The following is an 18,312-nucleotide window of genomic DNA, read 5'->3' as shown; positions in this document are numbered from 1 at the left end:
GCTTGCACCTTGGCGTCGTTCAGTGCACAAATTGTGTATGAAAACAATTGCTCGTCCGCGTCGTTCTGTATTGTTCGTGCCTGCTTCCAATAGTCGTGCGCTTGAAAAGTCACTGACGCTTGCAGCTGATTGCGTGATTTACGATCTTGAAGATTCCGTCGCGCCAGAGGCTAAAACAACTGCGCGCGGCGCGCTTGCTGCACATTTTGCAGAGCATCCGAAGGTCGGTTTTGAGCGGGTGGTGCGGGTCAATGCCGCTGATACGGAATGGGGCAAGGCTGACGTAACTGCCGCGGCTAAAATCGGGGCTGGCGCCGTGCTTCTGCCGAAGGTGGAGCGGCCGCAGGATATTATCGATACGGCGAACCGGCTTGATCGCAACGATGCTGATCTCGATGTGCGTGTCTGGGCAATGATCGAAACGCCGCGTGGAATTCTCAATGCAGATGAAATTGCAGTTCTCGGACATCGTTCTGCGGCAAGGCTCGGCTGTTTTGTGGTTGGGCCGAACGATATTGCGCGGGCGACTGGTGTACGCCAGCAAACCGGGCGGCCGTATCTTATTCCATGGCTTATGCAGATCATTCTCGCGGCACGCGCTGGCGGTATTGATGTGCTTGATGGCGTTTATAACGACTTTTGTGACGACGTTGGCTATGAAGCCGAGTGCATGCAGGCAGCTCTGATGGGCTTCGACGGCAAGACGCTCATTCATCCTTCGCAAATTGAAGCGGCCAACCGGGCCTTTTCACCATCAGACGAAGATGTTGCGCATGCCCGCGCAGTGATTACCGCCTTCGCACAACCAGAAAATGCGGATAAGGGCGTTGTGTCGCTGGACGGCCAGATGGTCGAGCGCCTGCATCTCGAAATGGCTGAGCGTTTGCTCGCGAAATCCAATTCATAATCATGACAAAGGAAGAAAGACTATGAAGCTCTATCGTTTCATCACTGGTCCAGACGATTCTGCATTCTGCCACCGCGTTACCGCAGCGCTGAACAAGGGTTGGCAGCTTTACGGCTCCCCGACCTATGCATTCAACGCGGCAACGGGTGTTCTGCATTGCGGTCAGCCAGTGGTGAAAGAAGTCGACGGCGTCGACTACACGCCAGACATCAAGCTCGGCGAATATTGATGGCCGTGCGCCGCATCGTTTCCAATGTAGCCGCTGATAATCTGTCGGCCGCGAAGCGTTTCTATGGAGACGTGCTGGAACTCGATGTGGTGATGGATCACGGCTGGATCGTGACCTATGCCGCTGATGCGGACGCGCGGGTGCAGATCAGTTTTGCCACCGAAGGCGGATCGGGCACGCCAGTGCCTGACCTTTCCATCGAGGTCGATGAGGTTGATGCGGTGCTTGAGCGGATGATCGCTGCTGGCTTTGCCGTCGAATATGGACCGAGCGATGAAGAATGGGGCGTGCGCCGTTTCTTTGTGCGTGATCCTTACGGGCGACTTGTAAATATTCTCAACCACAAGAACTGAAAAAGGCCGGTTTGCCGGCCTTTCCATTGAAAATGCATGCCTTTATCCAAAAATCGGTGCCCACTTTTTGGAAACATGTTCCTAATTCAATCCACGTTTTTCAATCATCGCATCGGGTGTCGGCATCTTGCCGCGGAACGCTTTGTACAGCTCTTCCGGATCGCGACTGCCGCCAGCTGAATAGATATATTGCTTGAGCTTTGCCGCCAGTTCTGGATTGAAAGCGTCTCCGGTTTCCTCAAAAGCCGAGAAAGCATCTGCATCCAGCACTTCCGACCACATGTAGGAATAATAACCGGCTGAGTAGCCGTCGCCAGAGAAAACGTGAGTGAAGTGCGGCGTGCGGTGGCGCATGATGATGGCATCAGGCATCGACAGCTTTTTCAGCGTTGCGGCCTCAAAAGCCAGCGGATCTGCGATCTTTTCCTTCCCTGTGTGGAACGCCATATCGACAAGAGCGGATGAGGTGAACTCGACTGTGTTGAAACCAGCATTGAATGAACGCGCTGCAAGTACCTTGTCGAGCAATGCCTTTGGCATGGCCTCACCCGTGCGATAATGCACGGCATATTTTTCCAATACGGCTGGCACAGTCAGCCAATGCTCATAAAGCTGCGATGGCAGTTCGACGAAGTCGCGCGAAACGGCGGTGCCGGATACTGCAGGCCAGGTCACATCAGACAGGAGCCCATGCAGCGCATGGCCGAACTCATGAAACAGTGTTCGCGCATCATCCAGTGAAAGCAGGGCGGGTTCACCAGCCTTTGGCTTTGCAAAATTCATCACATTGTAGATGAACGGCTTCTGTCCGGCATCAAGTTTATGGCTCGATTGCAATGCGCTCATCCAAGCACCAGAACGCTTGGAGGTACGGGCAAAATAATCGCCAAGGAAAAGACCGCGTTCGCTGCCATCCGCATTCAGGACCTGAAACACCCGTACATCAGGGTGCCAGGTGGCGATGCCTTTCTTCTCTTCAAAGCGAATGCCGAAAAGACGGGTCGCAACATCGAAACTTGCTTCAATGATTTTTTCGAGCTGCAAATATGGCTTGAGTTCCGCTTCATCGAAAGCAAAACGCTCGGCACGAAGCTTTTCGGCATAAAAGCGCCAGTCCCATGGCGCAACCTTGTGGTTGCCACCATCGGCCACAATCAGCCGCTCTAGTTCGATTTCTTCTTCGTGCGCTTTGGCGCGAGCCTTGTCCCAGACAGGTTCCAGCAGCTCCATAACAGCTTTCGGTGTCTTGGCCATGGTGTCATCGAGCTTGTAAGCTGCGAAATTCGAGTAGCCGAGCAGATGCGCCTTGCGCTCGCGTAGTTCCACCATCTCGCGCACGATCTCCCGATTGTCGCTGTCGCCGCCATTTTCGCCGCGTTTTCCCCACGCATTGAAGGCCCGTTCGCGCAGCTCGCGGTTTTCCGAGAATGAAAGGAATGGCTCGACAATCGAGCGTGACAGTGTAACCGCCCATGCGTCGGGCTGACCACGTTCAGCGGCGACACTTTGCATCGCGTTCTTCAGAAAATCCGGAAGCCCTGCGAGGTCGGCTTCATCGGTGATGAAGAGCGCCCAACTTGATTCATCCTTTAACACATTCTGGCCAAAGCGCGCACCAAGCCCGGCAAGCTTTTCATTGATGCCTGCCAGTTCCTTTTTGCCAGCTTCATCAAGCCTGGCACCAGAACGGACAAAACCTTTCCACGTCTTTTCCAGCACGCGCTTGGTTTCAACATCAAGATCAAGGTGGTCGCGATTGTCATAAAGCGCATCGATGCGCGCAAACAGCGCCGGGTCCATCATGATGCGAGAGTAATGACGCGACATTTTCGGAGCGATCTCGCGCTCAAGCGCCTGGATATCGTCGTTGCTATGCGCGCCAGCACGCATCCAGAAAATCGAAGATACGCGGTCGAGAGATTTGCCGGTCAGCTGCAGAGCCTTCAACGCATTTTTAATAGTCGGCTCAGTGGTTTCGTTGGCAATGGCTTCCACCTCGGCAAGATCTTCCGCAAGTGCTGCGTCAAAAGCCGGTGCGAAATCATCATCCTTGAATGCGGCAAAATCCGGCAGCTCCAGAGGTCCATTCCATTCGGTCAGTGCGTGATTGTAGGTGGGCTTGGCGGACATGAGAAAACTCCGGATCAAATGAATTCGATATGCACCAGACTTAGGAGTTCAGTGTCGTTGGGGCAAGGGTATTTCCCAAGCTTTCGGTTCGCGAATGAGCCTTTGCTTGACCGTGCCCCATACAGACAATAGGGATGAAAGATGGCTTGCTCGCATGAAAGTGCGGGCACTTATTTATTCAAATACTAGGCCTCTGGTTGCGGGTTTTCCGCCGATGTCGGGCAGAGAGCGATTGTTGCAATCCATGAATGTGGCGCCTGATCATCGCACAGCCCCAGATGCGAAGCCAGTGATGAGCGAGTTGCGGGTCGGTGTTATTGGTGGTCTTCTGGCCGCGTTAGGCCTGATGTCGATGGCGCTTTATACGCCCGCCATGACTGAAATCGTCCATGCATTCGGTACGACAGAGGCGCTGGTCAAGCTTACCATATCGGTCTATCTCGCGGGCTTCTGCTTTTCGCAGCTTATCTGCGGGCCGTTGTCGGATGGTTTCGGACGCAGGCCGATCACAATTGCCTTTATGGTCATTTATCTGGCTGCGAGCGTTTTGGCGCTGTTCTCGACCACTATCGATATGTTGCTGATCGCACGATTTCTGCAAGGCGTGGGAGCGGCTGTTGGGGTCACGATTTCACGCGCAATCGTACGTGATCTTTTCACCCACGAAGCATCGGCCCGTGTGATGAACCTCATCGGTATTGTCATCGCAGTGGGACCTGCTGTGGCACCGACATTGGGTGGTTTCACCATGGAGCTTTTCGGCTGGCAGGCGATTTTCATCGTGATGGTCTGCTTGGGCATTCTGGTTGTCCTGATGGCGATCTTTATCATCAAGGAAACGGTCACCCGTGATCTTAGCCGGATTCGACCGAACGAATTGCTCCGCTCTTACCGCACGCTGTTGACCAGTCGTCAGTTCATTTATGCAAGCGTTGGGGTCGGTGGCACGACTGGCGGGCTTTACACCGCGGCGACCATTCTGCCCTTCATCCTGATGGGGCGCGTGGGCATGACAGCCACGCAATTTGGCATGGCACTGCTTCTGCAAACGAGCTGCTATTTTGCGGGCAGCCTGCTGTTTCGGCGGTTGATGCGGGTCTATCAGCCGCGCCAGCTTACCGCGGCAGGATATGTAGCTATGGTCATTGCCAGTATTCTTATCGCAACGCTGCTGCGCATTTTCGAGCCGTCCTATTTGCTCGTCATGCTGCCGATGGCGCTCTTTGCTTTTGGCGTTGCACTGGTGATGCCTGTGATGACATCAGCGGGCATGGCACCGTTTCCCAAAATGGCGGGTGCTGCGTCCGCAATGATGGGTTTCTTTCAAATGGGAGGCGGACTCGCGGGCGGCACAATCGCAGCTCTTATGGGTGATCCGGTGATTGCTTTTGCAACGCTGATCCCGGCTCTTGGTTTCATTGCTGCGATTGCTTTCCTGTTGTGGTTGCGTTTGCAGCAGGCAACTTGAAACGAGCATGAAAAAGCTTTCATCATCGCTTGCCGGGGCTTGACTTTGATGGCTGTCGGGGGCACATCACGCTCGCAGCCGCATTTATCTGGCCGCATTTCAACCGGAGCTTTATTCTCTTATGCCCAGCGACAGTCACAGTCGATTGTTTCAGCCGTCAAGGCAGTTCGTGATCTGATCGCTTGAGGTCGGCTTGCACGGTCTGTCTTTGACGGCGGATCGACAGAAAGGCAAGCCCCCATGACCGGCCTTAAGCCCGACAACAACTTCGTCTCTGAAGTGCTCAATGTTGCCGACCTCCCTGCTGCAGCAATTGCCAGCCGCCTCGCTGATATTCGCACGGGCGATGCGGTCGAGATCGTCAATGAACTGGATGCTGATGATGCAATCGCAGTCATCGCTCAGCTCTCCCACGAAGACGCTATCCGCCTTCTCGACCAGCCAGAGCTGGAACGGGCGACTGAAATTTTGGCAACGCTTCCGCCAAATACTGCCAGCCTGTTGCTTGATGGCATGTCCGCTGACCGTGCAACCGACGTCTTTCAGGAACTGGAAGATGCTGACCGCGCACGTCTGTTTCCCATTCTCGCGCCTGAAACCAAGGCCGCGCTGAAAAAGCTCATGGGCTATCCGCCAAACACGGCTGGTAGCTTGATGACCATCGAATTCATCACTGTGCCTTCGAATTGGAATGTCGGGCAGACGCTCGACCATATCCGTAAGGTTGAGCGCACGCGTGAGACTGTTTACGCAATCTACGTTGTCGATCCTGAAACCCGCGTTTTGCTAGGTGTCGTCAGCTTGCGCCGTCTGATTATTCGTGAACTGGACGAGCCGATCTTGTCGCTTGCTCGCGATGATGATCCGATCACGATCTCGCCGCATGCGGATCGCGAGGACGTCGCGCGCCTGTTCCGTAAGCACGACTTGTTGGCTGTTCCTGTCGTTGATGACAGCCGTCACATCATCGGCATCGTAACTGTCGATGATGTGCTGGATGCCATGACAGAAGAAGCGAGCGAAGACGCTTATCGTTTCGGTGGTATGGAAGCGCTCGACAAGCCTTATATGCGTATCGGTTTTGGCGAGATGCTGAAGAAGCGTGCTGGCTGGCTGGGCATCCTGTTCCTGGGCGAAATGCTAACCGCAAGTGCCATGCAGCATTTTGAACTGGAGCTGGAAAAAGCACTCGTATTGACGCTGTTCATTCCGCTGATCATGTCTTCGGGCGGCAATTCCGGCTCGCAGGCAACTTCGCTGATCATCCGCGCGCTTGCGCTTCAGGAAGTCAGGCTGAAAGACTGGTGGCGGGTCGCGATCCGCGAAGTGCCGACTGGTTTGGCGCTGGGCAGTTTTCTGGGCTTGATTGGTATGATGCGTATCGCGCTATGGCAAAAGCTCGGCATTTACGATTACGGCGAGCACTGGATTCTGGTGGGCGCAACTGTCGGCATGGCGCTGGTCTGCATCGTGACATTCGGCTCGGTAACGGGTTCAATGCTGCCATTCATTCTCAAACGACTTGGCTTTGATCCAGCCAGCGCATCGGCCCCCTTTGTTGCCACTTTGGTCGATGTGACTGGCCTCGTGATCTATTTCAGCGTCGCGCTGGTCATTCTTTCCGGAACGCTTTTATGAGTTTGAGGCATGTGGCGAAAAAGTGGCAACCGGTTTTTCGATAACAACATGCCAAAGAAATTCAAAAAACTGTCAGAATGGCAGTGTAAAAAAGCAAATAAATCCGGCCTTTTCGGGTTAATTGAGGGGCAGTTTCGCGCTGCCCCTTTCTAAAACGCAAAAAAACCTGTAAGAGCGCCCCATTGATTTTCCGTGCATCTATCTTGGCGCGGCTCCCAACTCATATAGAAGTGATCTCCATATGGAATTGCGTAATATCGCTATTATCGCACACGTCGATCATGGCAAAACCACACTGGTCGACGAACTGCTGAAGCAGTCCGGCTCTTTCCGTGACAATCAGCGCGTTGCCGAACGCATGATGGACTCCAACGATATCGAGCGCGAGCGCGGGATCACGATTCTTGCAAAAGCGACCTCGGTTGTCTGGAAGAACACCCGTATCAACATCGTCGACACGCCAGGCCACGCCGACTTCGGCGGTGAAGTTGAGCGTATCCTTTCGATGGTGGACGGCGCTATCGTTCTCGTTGACGCTGCTGAAGGCCCAATGCCACAGACGAAGTTCGTTGTTGGCAAGGCGCTCAAGGTTGGCTTGCGTCCGATCGTTGCGATCAACAAGATCGACCGTCCGGATGGTCGTCATGAAGAAGTCATCAACGAAGTGTTCGACCTCTTCGCAAATCTTGATGCGACCGACGAGCAGCTTGACTTCCCGATCCTTTACGGTTCAGGCCGTAACGGCTGGATGGCGCTGAACCCGGAAGGTCCACAGGATCAGGGTCTGGCACCACTGTTCGATTTGGTTCTCAAGCACGTGCCTGCGCCAAAGGTTGCTGAAGGTCAGTTCAGCATGATTGGTACGATCCTCGAAGCTGATCCGTTCCTCGGACGCATCATCACGGGTCGTATTCATTCGGGCTCAGTCAAGTCCAACCAGGCTGTCAAGGTTCTCGGTCAGGACGGTTCGCTTCTGGAAACCGGTCGTATCTCCAAGATCCTCGCGTTCCGTGGTATTGAGCGTCAGGCGATTGATGAAGCCCATGCCGGCGACATCGTTGCTATTGCCGGCCTTTCCAAGGGTACGGTTGCTGACACGTTCTGCGACCCATCGGTAAGCGTACCGCTTGAAGCACAGCCAATCGATCCACCAACAGTGACCATGTCCTTCATCGTCAATGACAGCCCTTATGCTGGCACCGAAGGCGACAAGGTAACGAGCCGCGTTATCCGTGATCGTTTGCTGAAAGAAGCCGAAGGCAATGTTGCGCTCAAGATTGAAGAATCAAGCGAGAAGGATTCCTTCTTCGTTTCCGGTCGTGGCGAATTGCAGCTTGCTGTTCTGATCGAAAACATGCGCCGTGAAGGCTTCGAACTTGGCGTTTCGCGTCCGCGCGTCGTCATGAAAGAAGGCGAAAATGGCGAAATGCTTGAGCCGGTTGAAGAAGTCGTCATCGACGTTGATGAAGAATATTCTGGCACCGTTGTTCAGAAAATGTCCGAGCGCAAGGCCGAAATGGTCGAGCTGCGTCCTTCGGGCGGCAACCGCGTTCGTATGGTCTTCTATGCACCGACCCGTGGTCTTATCGGCTATCAGTCGGAACTTCTGACCGATACACGCGGCACGGCGATCATGAACCGCCTGTTCCACGATTATCAGCCATACAAGGGCGAAATCTCGGGCCGTAACAATGGCGTTCTGATCTCCAACGATCAGGGTGAAGCGGTTGCTTACGCGCTCTTCAACCTTGAAGATCGTGGCCCGATGATCATTGACGCTGGTGTCAAGGTTTATCAGGGCATGCTGATCGGCATCCACAGCCGTGATAACGATCTTGAAGTCAACGTATTGAAGGGCAAGAAGCTCACCAACGTTCGCGCCTCGGGCAAGGACGAAGCCGTGAAGCTGACACCTCCGATCCGTATGACGCTGGAACGCGCTCTGTCGTGGATTCAGGACGACGAACTCGTCGAAGTGACACCAAAGTCGATCCGTCTTCGTAAGCTCTATCTCGATCCAAATGAGCGCAAGCGCTTTGAAAAGAGCGGTAAATCAAGTGTTGCTTGACCTGCTTTAATGTATACTAAATAACGGCGCCTTAGGGTGCCGTTTTTTTTGTTTTAAAATTTAAGTAATTTTTCGGTATAATAAGTGATTAATATTTTAGATACTTCTATTATAAAGACGGTTTTCTAATTTTATTTGCATATTTTTGTTTTTTGTTGCTTTTGATGGGTAAGGCAAAGTATTCCCAATTTACAGGAATGACGATCCATGGGTTTAGCCTGCAATCCTGAACTGATAGCTGTATTTAAGCACATCGCTGCATGACTGCGGCGTAGGAATGATGGCACCGGCGGAGCATCTGGCACTGCTGGATCAGGTCATGTCGCAGAACCTGGCGATCCGATATCGCGGCATGCTGGTCTCAACCGCGATGGACCAGTGGGAGAAATTGAATATCAAGCCGGGATTTGGCAGCGATCTCTATCGTTATGAGGATATCAAGGCCTGGGCGGACGGTTCCAATCAGGCACGCACCGGCTATCAGTGCGAAAACTAACTCGGAACCGATGATCGTGGCGCAATGAATTACACGCCTGAACAGCTAACAGCTGCGATCCGCCGGCGCATCAGGGCGGCTGGCAGGTCGGTATTCACGCCAATGGCGATGCCGCGATCGATGCGATGATTGGGGCCTACGAAACTGTGTTGAAGGAAACGCCACGCGACGATCATCGTCATCGTCATCGTCATCGTCATCGTATTGAGCATTGCAGCAGCTTCCATCAGGAGCAGATGCAAAAGGCAAAAGAGCTGGGACTGCGGCCGTCATTCCTCATCGGACATGTGCGTTGGTGGGGCAAGGCGTTCCGCGATGGAATTCTAGGACCTGATCGCGCAAAATTCTACGATCCTTGCGCAACCGCATTGGCCGAAGGCTTGCGTATCTCTTTCCACTCCGACTGCAACGTGACGCCGATTGAGCCGCTGCGCTATGTCGAGGACGCTGTTGCGGTATCATGAATGATGGTGGTGAAGTGTTCTTTCCGGATGAACGTATCCCGGTCGAGCAGGCGCTGCGCGGCGTAACCATTGATGCAGCCTAACATTGCAGAATGGATGATATCGTCGGAAGTTTCGAAGAAGGCAAATGCGTCGATTTTGCAATTCTTGAGGAAGATCCGACAAAGGTTGACCCGACAAAGAACAGCAAGATTAAAGTCAGTTAAACCTGGATGGATGGTCAGAAGCGCTTTAGCGCATAATATCGACGTCGCAAATCAAAAGGGCGGCTGCAATTTGCAGCCGCCCTTTTGATTATCTTTCACCGCGGCGATAAGGCTGCATCAGCGCCTGTGGTACGCGCGCACGGCGTGCCATCACGATAAGCGCCACGATTGACATGATGTAGGGGATCATCAGGAAGAGCTGATATGGCACGACCTTGCCATAAACGGTCTGTAGGCGCAGCTGGAACGCGTCGAAGAGCGCGAAGAGCAATGCACCCAGAAGGGCGCGCGCTGGCTTCCACGAGGCAAATACGACGAGTGCAATGCATACCCATCCGCGCCCCTGCATCATGGTTGGGAAGAACGAGTTGAATGCAGAGAGTGTGAGGAACGCGCCACCCACGGCCATCAGGGCGCTGCCAAACATGATCGTGAAAATACGAACGCGGATCGGATTGATGCCTTGCGCTTCGGCAGCGTGCGGATTTTCGCCGGTCATGCGGATAGCAAGGCCGAGCGGCGTGCGGAACAGAACATAGCCAAGCAGGAGCGCCAGAGGAATGGCAAGCCAGGTGAGCGCCGTCTGTGTGCCAAACACCTGTCCGATAAACGGAATATCTGCAAGCCAGGACGGATTAACCGGCTGGAATGGCGTAATCGTTGGTGGGGTCGAAGACAGTGGCACCAGAAGACGAAACAAAAAATAGCTGAGGCTCGATGCAAAAAGCGTGATGCCCAAGCCCACCACATGTTGCGACAGACCAAGCGGGACGGTGAGCGCTGCATGAAGCAGGCCGAACAGCGCGCCGGAAGCCGCAGCGGCAAGCACACCTACCCAAAGGTCCGCTCCATTATAGACCGTCAGCCAGCCGATCATAGCGCCAAAGGTCATGATACCTTCGATGCCGAGATTGAGAACGCCAGCGCGTTCGCAATAAAGCGCACCAAGTGTGCCAAAAATCAGGGGCGTGGCAATGCGCAGCACCGAGACCCATAGGCCAGCGGAAAGCAGGATATCCATCAACTCGTTCATCGGGCGATCCTGTATTGGGTGAAGAACAATGCGACCAGCATGGCGAGCAGCGAAAGGGCGACGGTGACATCAGCAATGAAGCTGGGAATGCCGATAGCACGGCTCATCCCATCAGCACCGACGAACATGGCGGCGGCAAAGAGGGCCGAAAAGATGGCGCCGATAGGGTTGAGATTAGCCAGCATGGCGACGATGATGCCGGAATAGCCAAAGCCCGGCGACAGATCGGTCGTCACATAGCCCTTCACACCCATAACCTGTATTGCACCGGCAAGGCCAGCAAGACCGCCGGAGATGCAGGCGACCTTCACCAGTGTTTTTCCAAGTGGCACACCAGCAAACCGCGCCGCACGTGGATTAAGACCAGCTGCCTTGGTTTCCAGGCCAAATACCGTGCGCTTCTGCACATAGGCAATGATGAGTGCGAGCGCGATGGCGATCACGATGCCGATATGTAGGCGCATGCCCGCCATGATTTTCGGCAGCACGGCTGCATCGGGAACCGGTTCTGACTGCGGCCAGCCAAAGGCAAGTGGGTCTTTCATCGGTCCTTCGATCATCATCGAGACGAACAATACGGCGATGAAGTTCAGCAGCAGCGTAGTCACGACTTCATCGACACCGAAACGCAGGCGAAACCCAAGCGGGATCAGCAGAAAGATCATGCCCGCAATCGCGCCAACGATCAGCAAAAGCGGAATGAGCAAGGGGGCTGGAAGCTGCAATTGCGTACCGAACGCGACCACTGCAAGAGCGCCCATATAAAACTGGCCTTCCGCACCGATATTCCAGAGCCTGGATCGGAAAGCGACAGCTGCAGCGAGGCCGGTCAGCATCAAAGGCGTGGCGCGCGTCAATGTTTCAGTGATCGAGAGCTTGTTGCCGAATGCTCCAATGGCGATCTGGCGAAAAGATTCGAACACTGGTGCGCCAGCACAGGCAATCAACAGGCCAGCAAGCACGAAAGCAACCAGAACCGCGATAACCGGAGCGGTTGCCACCAAAGCCACGGGCCGTGTCTCGCGTCGTTCAATACGCATCAGTTGAGCCCCTTTGCTTGATTGAGCATAATCTTATTCGAAAACCGCTTCACACTTTTCGGGATCATGCTTTGCTCCACTCACCGGCCATCATCAGGCCCAGTCTTTGCGCATTGGCTTCTTGCGCATCAATCGGTGGTGAGAGTCGGCCTTTGACGATAGCCTGTACGCGATCGGCAAGTCCGATAATTTCGTCGAGATCTTCCGAGATCAGCAGCACGGCAGCACCCTTGGCGCGGGCTTCCAGAATGCGGGCATGGATGGCTGCGACGGCGCCCTCATCGAGCCCGCGTGTCGGCTGTGCGGCAATGAGGATGCGCGGCGCAGTTTCAAGATTGCGGCCCAGAATGAGCTTCTGCATATTGCCGCCGGAAAGCAGGCGAATGCGACTGTCAGGTGTTCCGCCGCGCACATCGAAATCCTTGATAATGCGGTCGGTAAATTCACGCGCAGCCGTTCGGTTGACCAGAAGCCCACTGGAGAACTGTGGATCACGCACGCGTTCAAGCACGGCATTTTCCCAAAGTGTGAGATCGCCGATTGCGCCTTCCGCATTGCGATCTTCCGGGATGCGGCCCACACCGTCCGCCACAAACTGCCGTGGATCGAACTGTGTGACCGGTTGCCCAAACATCACGAGGGTGCCCTTGGAAGGTTGACTGAGCCCCGAAACCAGACGCCCAAGCGCTGCCTGTCCATTACCCGAAACACCGATGATCCCAAGTGTTTCGCCAGCGCGCAGGTGAAAATCGAGGTCGGTCAGGCGCGTTGCGCCGTCTTCCAAGACGGTAACAGTTTTAGCTTCAAGCAATGTTTCGCCTGGTGTTGCAGCGGCGCGCAAAGGGCGGGAAACACGGCGACCGACCATCAGTTCGGCCAGTTCTTCCTTGGATGTTTCCGTGGCCTTGCGTTCAGCCACGAGCTTGCCGCCGCGCAGCACCACGACGCGGTCAGCGGCTGACATTACTTCATGCAGCTTGTGCGAAATGAAAATCAGTGACAGGCCCTGACGCGCCATCTCTTTAAGCGTCGCAAACAGTCCCTCCGCTTCCTGCGTGGTCAGAACGGCGGTCGGCTCATCGAGGATGAGAATGTCGGCGTCGTTATAAAGCGCTTTGAGAATTTCCACGCGCTGCTGTTCGCCAACCGATAGGTCGCCAAGCCGTGCATCAGGATCGACCTGCAAGCCAAAGCGTTTGGCAATCTGGGCGATCTTGGCATGAGCGGCGCCGTGCGATGATTTCAGTTTCCAGAGGCTTTCGGTGCCGGTGGTGATGTTCTCAAGCACTGTGAGGTTCGGTGCAAGTGTGAAATGCTGGTGTACCATGCCAACGCCCGCATCGATTGCAGCGCGTGGCTTGCCCTGTGGGATTTCGATACCTTTGACGAAAACGCGGCCTTCATCGGGCACATAATGACCGAAGAGGATGTTCATCAGCGTGGTCTTGCCAGCGCCATTTTCGCCGAGGAAAGCGAGGATTTCGCCGCGTTCAAGCTTTAGCGAAATATCGTCATTGGCGGTTAATGCGCCAAAGCGCTTGGTTATGTTTTGCAGTTCAAGAACTGTTGTGTTCATGTGTTTAACCCCGCAACGGGAAATTTGTGCTGCCAGCGTTGGTCCTCTTCCATGACCTCACCAAGGTTCAATAGAAGATTGTCCGCTCCCATTCGTCCAATCAACTGAATTGCAAGTGGCATACCATCCGCATCTGTTCCAAAAGGCATCGAAAGTGCCGGGAAGCCGGAAATATTGGCCAGTGCCGCATAAGGCGCAAAGGCGTTCATCTTGTGCCAATGCGCTTCCACATCATCGTGATCCATTGGATATGAGCTGATTGGCTGCGGCGCACGCGCCAGCATGGGTGTCACGAGCACATCGATATCGTGGAAAATCTGCGAGAACTGATAGGCGGTGATCACGCCACCATTCATGGCGTCGTAGAGTGCGACAGCGCTCATCTTGCGACCGCGTGAAGCCACCGCACGCGTCAGTCTTTCGAGTTTTTCTTCATCAATCGAAAACGCATTGATTGCCGATGCGAGATTGGCCGAGATAATCCGATCAAAGGCTGTTGCGCTGACATTAATGAGCGGCGCAATTGTTTTCGCATGAATGTCGCGGATCACATGGCCTTGTGCTTCGAGTAAACGGGCCGCGTCAGCAACCACTTGCTGGCGCTGAGCCGTCACCGGATATTTTGCAAGATCGCCTGAAATGATGCCGATACGCAATTTTTGAGGCACGGTTCCTGATGTGAGTGCTACATCAGGAAGGAAACTGTCGCAGTTTCCGGCCACGAGCGGGAACAGCGCTTTTGCATCGCGGATTGAGCGGCAAAGGGCGAATTCGCTTGCGATACCTGCAAGATAATTTCCGAAATGCGGACCCGCGGGCATGGCACCACGACTTGGCTTGAGCCCGATAAGTCCGCATGTGGCTGCCGGAACGCGAATCGAGCCACCTGCATCTGTTGCATGGGCTATCGAAACGATGCCTGCAGCAACGGCTGCTGCTGCGCCACCGGAGGAACCAGCGGGGGACAGAGCCTCATCGAAAGGATGACGTGCGACAGGCCCATCTATTGGCTCACTTGAAAGCGCCATGCCAAACTCGGGCACTGTGGTCGTTCCGAAGAAATTGAGCCCGGCTTTGCGCAGTCGTGCTGCCAGTTCTGAATCAAGCTCCGGCGATACATTCATACAGGCGCGTGAGCCGAGACGGATCGGCAAACCGGCGCAAGGTCCGCCCAGATCTTTGAACAGTGATGGCACACCAGCGAAGGAGGCTTTCTCCGGATTGATATCGACGGCGGTCGCATTGCGGCGTCCAAGTTCTGCATCGAGATATGTAATGGCGCCCAGAGGGCGCCATTTTTCTGCGGCTTCAATGGCAGCATTCATGGCCTCTTGCGCAGTCAAAACGCCTTTCGCGATCGCATTGGCGAGCGCCGTTGCATCTTGTTGCTTCATGTCGAGTGCCACTTCTGCTGCCCTGAATGTTTATTACTTAGGCTCAGCCGGATTTGGCTCGATCTTGAAAGTGCCAGCTTTGATCTCGGCGCGGCGCGCTTCCATCTTGGCTTCGACTTCTGCAGGAGCTGCGCCCTTGACGTAAACGATATCGTTGCCGCCTTCCTTCATGAGGCTAAACGGGGTGTAATCCTTGCCGGTTGGCGTTCCTGCCTTCACATCAGCAATGGCCGCGTTGAGGATCGGGCGGAAATACCACATCGCATTGGCGAAAACGGTGTCTGGATAACGGGGCGTGTAGTCGATCAGAGAGCCAATTGCCTTGATGCCACGTTCCTTGGCTGCGTCTGCTGTACCGATTCGTTCGCCAAACAGAATGTCTGCACCCGCGTCGATCTGGGCGAGACCAGCTTCGCGTGCCTTCGGCGGGTCGAAGAATGTGCCGATGAACGAGGCATTGAACTTCGCATCCGGGCGTGTTTCTTTCACGCCATCCTGGAATGCGTTGATGAGCATGTTGACTTCCGGGATAGGCACAGCGCCAACTGAACCGAATGTGCCCGACTTGCTCATGCCGCCTGCCAGCATGCCAGCGAGGTAGGCTGCTTCAAAATTCCACGTGCCAAACACGCCGAAATTATCGCCCTGTGCCTTTCCGGACGAACCCATGATAAAGGTGGTCTGCGGATAATCGCCTGCAACCTGACGCGCCTCGCGTTCAACGGCATAGGATTCACCGACGATCAGCTTGATGCCTTGTTCGGCATATTCGCGCATCGCGCGGGGATAATCGCTGGCCGAAACGCCTTCCGAGAAAACATACTCGATGGCGCCTTCGTCATGAGCCTGCTTGAGCGCTTCGTGAAGACGCGAGTTCCACGCATTTTCGACCGGCGAAGCGTGAATGCCAGCTACTTTGAGCTTCTCGTCTGCAGCAAAAACGCGCGTCGAAATTGCGGTCGCACCGAGAGCCGCAGACATCGCAAGAATGTCGCGGCGAGTGAATTTTGATGTTCTGTTCATGAGAACCCCTCTTGAGTGTTTTCAGCGCGCCGGGAAGTGCAGCCGGTTGCTTCGTTTTGCGTGAGTAGATTGACTGAGCAACGGTTCATATCTTTGCTCAATCTGCCTCGAATTCAAGCGAATTAGCTTGCGGCCTCAAAATTAGGCATAGGTTTTCCGCCGCGACTGTTCCGGTTCTTTTATCCAGCGACATGTCGGATAGGTCGAAACTCTTGATATTGTTAGCCGATGGGCGCGTATTCCGCACCGTCAACCGAAGACGGACGGCCTTCGAGGTTGAGAGTGCTGATCCGTTGTGGGGTCTCGGCGATGATCTTGCCGCGCTTGACGACAGTCAGGCGGTTGGCCTTAAGGCGCAGCGCTTCCAGCGGGTCGCGTGCCTGAAGCACCACGAAATCTGCATTGCAGCCTTTTTCAAGGCCGTAGCCTTCGAGGCCAAGCGCCTTCGCTGAATTGACAGTGAGAGAATTGAAGACCTGCTTCTTGCCTTCAATTGATGTCATCTGCGCCACATGAACGGCCATGTGTCCGACTTCGAGCATGTCACCAGAACCCATTGAATACCAAGGGTCCATAACGCAGTCGTGGCCGAAGGCGACATTCACGCCTGCCGCCATCAGTTCCGGTACACGGGTCATGCCACGACGCTTCGGATAAGTGTCGGCGCGGCCCTGCAACGTGATGTTGATCAGCGGGTTCGGAATAGCGTTCATCTGAGCTTCCGCAATCAGCGGAATGAGCTTGGAGACGTAATAATTGTCCATGGAATGCATGGAAGTGAGGTGCGAGCCGGATACGCGGCCCTGAAGACCGAAACGCATTGTCTGCGCCGCCAGCGTCTCGACATGGCGTGACATTGGATCGTCGGTCTCATCGCAGTGGATATCAACGGGCAGGCCACGTTCGGCAGCAATGCGGCAGAGTTCTTCAAGGGATGCTGCGCCATCGGCCATGGTACGTTCAAAATGCGGAATACCGCCCACAACATCAAGGCCCATATCGAGCGAACGATTGACCAGCTCAACCGCGCCTGGCGAGCGGTAATAACCGTCCTGCGGGAAGGCCACGAGCTGGAGGTCAATATAAGGCTTCACCTTTTCGCGAACTTCGATCATCGCGGCTGCAGTGAGCAGACGCGGATCGCTAACATCGACATGGCTGCGGATGGCAAGCAAACCTTGGCTGACCGCCAGATCGCAATAGCGCAAAGCGCGCTCGACCATGGCTTCAACGGTTAGCATGGGCTTCAATTCGCCCCAAAGCGCGATGCCTTCCAGTAGCGTGCCAGAACGATTGAGGCGTGGCAGGCCGAGCGACAAGGTCGCGTCCATATGGAAATGCGGATCGACGAAAGGCGGTGTCACCAGACGGTTGGAAGCATCAATTTCTCTGGCTGCCTGATGCTCGCCCTTGGAAGGGACGATATCGGCAATCTTGCCGTCCTTGATCAGAATGTCCTGCTTTTCACGTCCGTCGGGAAGATTGGCGTTTCTCACAATCAAATCGAACATCGGCGGACCTTTCATATTTTCGGCAGGGGTGAGCGGCAGGCAGGAAGTGCGGCTCATTTTTCATTGCCTTATACCCAAGTTTGAATGTGTGCAATGCTAACGCGGGCATAAGGGGTCGTCATCCGCAACGTAAAATGCTAGGCCCCCGAAATACCTTTTGCAGGAAAGCCATGTTCACCATCAGCCGCATTGAAACTGTCACGCAGGAGATCAAGAAGAGCCGGTTTCTGGCCATTGCTGCACCCGTGGCGAATGAACAGGCTGCGAAGGATTTTCTGACTGAGCATTCCGATCTTGCCGCGAACCATAATTGCTGGGCGTGGCGCACGGGGCAGAATTATCGCTTCAGCGATGATGGAGAGCCGAGTGGTACGGCGGGTAAACCCATTCTACAAGCGATTGATGGGCAACAGCTTGATAATATTGCTGTGGTCGTAACGCGTTGGTTCGGGGGCATACTGCTAGGCAGTGGCGGTTTGATGCGGGCTTATGGCGGTACGGCTGCGATGTGCCTGCGGCAAGCCGAGAAAACTGAAGTGATCCCGGTGATCGGCTTCGCGCTGGCTTGCGATTTTTCAGATCACTCACTCCTCAAGGCTCGCCTGACCGCAGTCGAGCATGTCACGATTGCGAACGAGAATTTCACAGGCACCGGTGTGGAAATGACGGGCACCATGCCGCTCATTGTTCACGGTGAACTGGCCCAGCTCGTCACCGATCTCACGCGTGGCAAGACGGTCATCAAGTTTGATGATGAGAGCATTTGAGCCAAAAGA

17 protein-coding genes are annotated in these 18,312 nt (G+C 54.7%); 9 read left to right on the top strand and 8 right to left on the bottom strand.

What is annotated here, in order from left to right; all coding sequences use genetic code 11:
- Positions 1 to 37: 37 nt before the first annotated feature.
- From CES85_RS05910 to CES85_RS05900, 3 genes are read left to right on the top strand one after another with little or no spacing between them, the layout of a single operon-like run.
- On the top strand, positions 38 to 907 hold the full coding sequence (locus CES85_RS05910; RefSeq protein ID WP_095445724.1) for an HpcH/HpaI aldolase/citrate lyase family protein: 870 nt from the start codon (positions 38 to 40) through the stop codon (positions 905 to 907).
- Positions 908 to 929: 22 nt separating this feature from the next.
- Positions 930 to 1,136 (top strand): DUF1737 domain-containing protein, encoded by a 207-nt coding sequence (locus tag CES85_RS05905; RefSeq protein WP_007877777.1) that lies wholly within the window; start codon positions 930 to 932, stop codon positions 1,134 to 1,136.
- Positions 1,136 to 1,489 carry a VOC family protein gene (locus CES85_RS05900; protein ID WP_095445033.1) on the top strand — a complete coding sequence of 118 codons (354 nt, stop codon included), beginning with the start codon at positions 1,136 to 1,138 and terminating at the stop codon, positions 1,487 to 1,489. The genes CES85_RS05905 and CES85_RS05900 overlap by 1 nt, the downstream gene beginning before the upstream one ends.
- 81 nt (positions 1,490 to 1,570) lie before the next feature.
- On the opposite strand, the gene CES85_RS05895 is transcribed toward CES85_RS05900, so the two are convergent.
- Positions 1,571 to 3,619 (bottom strand): M3 family metallopeptidase, encoded by a 2,049-nt coding sequence (locus CES85_RS05895; protein ID WP_095445032.1) that lies wholly within the window; start codon positions 3,617 to 3,619, stop codon positions 1,571 to 1,573.
- A 214-nt stretch (positions 3,620 to 3,833) separates the two neighbouring features.
- Here CES85_RS05895 and CES85_RS05890 point away from each other — a divergent pair, with 214 nt between their 5' ends.
- The 4 genes from CES85_RS05890 (at position 3,834) to CES85_RS27725 (ending at position 9,289) form a co-directional block, all read left to right on the top strand.
- Positions 3,834 to 5,087, top strand: coding sequence for a multidrug effflux MFS transporter (locus CES85_RS05890; protein ID WP_342352136.1), 1,254 nt, complete (start codon positions 3,834 to 3,836; stop codon positions 5,085 to 5,087).
- Between the two features lie 240 nt (positions 5,088 to 5,327).
- Positions 5,328 to 6,725, top strand: coding sequence for a magnesium transporter (gene mgtE, locus CES85_RS05885; RefSeq protein ID WP_095445030.1), 1,398 nt, complete (start codon positions 5,328 to 5,330; stop codon positions 6,723 to 6,725).
- A 241-nt stretch (positions 6,726 to 6,966) separates the two neighbouring features.
- Positions 6,967 to 8,793 (top strand): translational GTPase TypA, encoded by a 1,827-nt coding sequence (gene typA, locus CES85_RS05880; RefSeq protein WP_095445029.1) that lies wholly within the window; start codon positions 6,967 to 6,969, stop codon positions 8,791 to 8,793.
- A 277-nt stretch (positions 8,794 to 9,070) separates the two neighbouring features.
- Positions 9,071 to 9,289, top strand: coding sequence for a hypothetical protein (locus tag CES85_RS27725; protein WP_244923161.1), 219 nt, complete (start codon positions 9,071 to 9,073; stop codon positions 9,287 to 9,289).
- 29 nt (positions 9,290 to 9,318) lie between these two features.
- Here the strand turns inward: CES85_RS27725 and CES85_RS27720 are convergent, their stop codons facing one another.
- Positions 9,319 to 9,501, bottom strand: coding sequence for a hypothetical protein (locus CES85_RS27720; protein ID WP_244923258.1), 183 nt, complete (start codon positions 9,499 to 9,501; stop codon positions 9,319 to 9,321).
- Here CES85_RS27720 and CES85_RS27715 point away from each other — a divergent pair.
- Entirely contained in the window at positions 9,415 to 9,753 is a 339-nt protein-coding gene (locus CES85_RS27715; protein WP_244923160.1) for an amidohydrolase family protein, read from the top strand. The two genes, CES85_RS27720 and CES85_RS27715, sit on opposite strands and share 87 nt — an antisense overlap.
- A 294-nt stretch (positions 9,754 to 10,047) precedes the next feature.
- On the opposite strand, the gene CES85_RS05870 is transcribed toward CES85_RS27715, so the two are convergent.
- The 6 genes from CES85_RS05870 to CES85_RS05845 form a co-directional block, all read right to left on the bottom strand.
- Entirely contained in the window at positions 10,048 to 10,992 is a 945-nt protein-coding gene (locus CES85_RS05870) for an ABC transporter permease (RefSeq protein ID WP_095445028.1), read from the bottom strand.
- Complete coding sequence (locus CES85_RS05865) at positions 10,989 to 12,032, bottom strand: ABC transporter permease (RefSeq protein ID WP_095445027.1); 1,044 nt, start codon at positions 12,030 to 12,032, stop codon at positions 10,989 to 10,991. Before CES85_RS05865 ends, CES85_RS05870 begins: the two co-directional genes overlap by 4 nt.
- A gap of 64 nt (positions 12,033 to 12,096) precedes the next feature.
- Complete coding sequence (locus tag CES85_RS05860) at positions 12,097 to 13,608, bottom strand: ABC transporter ATP-binding protein (protein WP_095445026.1); 1,512 nt, start codon at positions 13,606 to 13,608, stop codon at positions 12,097 to 12,099.
- Positions 13,605 to 15,002, bottom strand: coding sequence for an amidase (locus CES85_RS05855; protein WP_095445025.1), 1,398 nt, complete (start codon positions 15,000 to 15,002; stop codon positions 13,605 to 13,607). The genes CES85_RS05860 and CES85_RS05855 overlap by 4 nt, the downstream gene beginning before the upstream one ends.
- Before the next feature lie 33 nt (positions 15,003 to 15,035).
- Complete coding sequence (locus tag CES85_RS05850; RefSeq protein ID WP_095445024.1) at positions 15,036 to 16,025, bottom strand: BMP family protein; 990 nt, start codon at positions 16,023 to 16,025, stop codon at positions 15,036 to 15,038.
- Between the two features lie 221 nt (positions 16,026 to 16,246).
- Positions 16,247 to 17,536 carry an amidohydrolase family protein gene (locus CES85_RS05845; RefSeq protein WP_095445723.1) on the bottom strand — a complete coding sequence of 430 codons (1,290 nt, stop codon included), beginning with the start codon at positions 17,534 to 17,536 and terminating at the stop codon, positions 16,247 to 16,249.
- Positions 17,537 to 17,706: 170 nt separating this feature from the next.
- Here CES85_RS05845 and CES85_RS05840 point away from each other — a divergent pair, with 170 nt between their 5' ends.
- On the top strand, positions 17,707 to 18,303 hold the full coding sequence (locus CES85_RS05840; RefSeq protein WP_095445023.1) for an IMPACT family protein: 597 nt from the start codon (positions 17,707 to 17,709) through the stop codon (positions 18,301 to 18,303).
- Positions 18,304 to 18,312 lie beyond the last annotated feature (9 nt).

Origin of the sequence: Ochrobactrum quorumnocens, from assembly GCF_002278035.1 — a bacterium.
Taxonomy (GTDB): Bacteria; Pseudomonadota; Alphaproteobacteria; order Rhizobiales; family Rhizobiaceae; genus Brucella; species Brucella quorumnocens.
The sequence above is the reverse complement of the archived record's forward strand: the minus strand, read 5'-3'. Positions and strand labels throughout refer to the sequence as shown.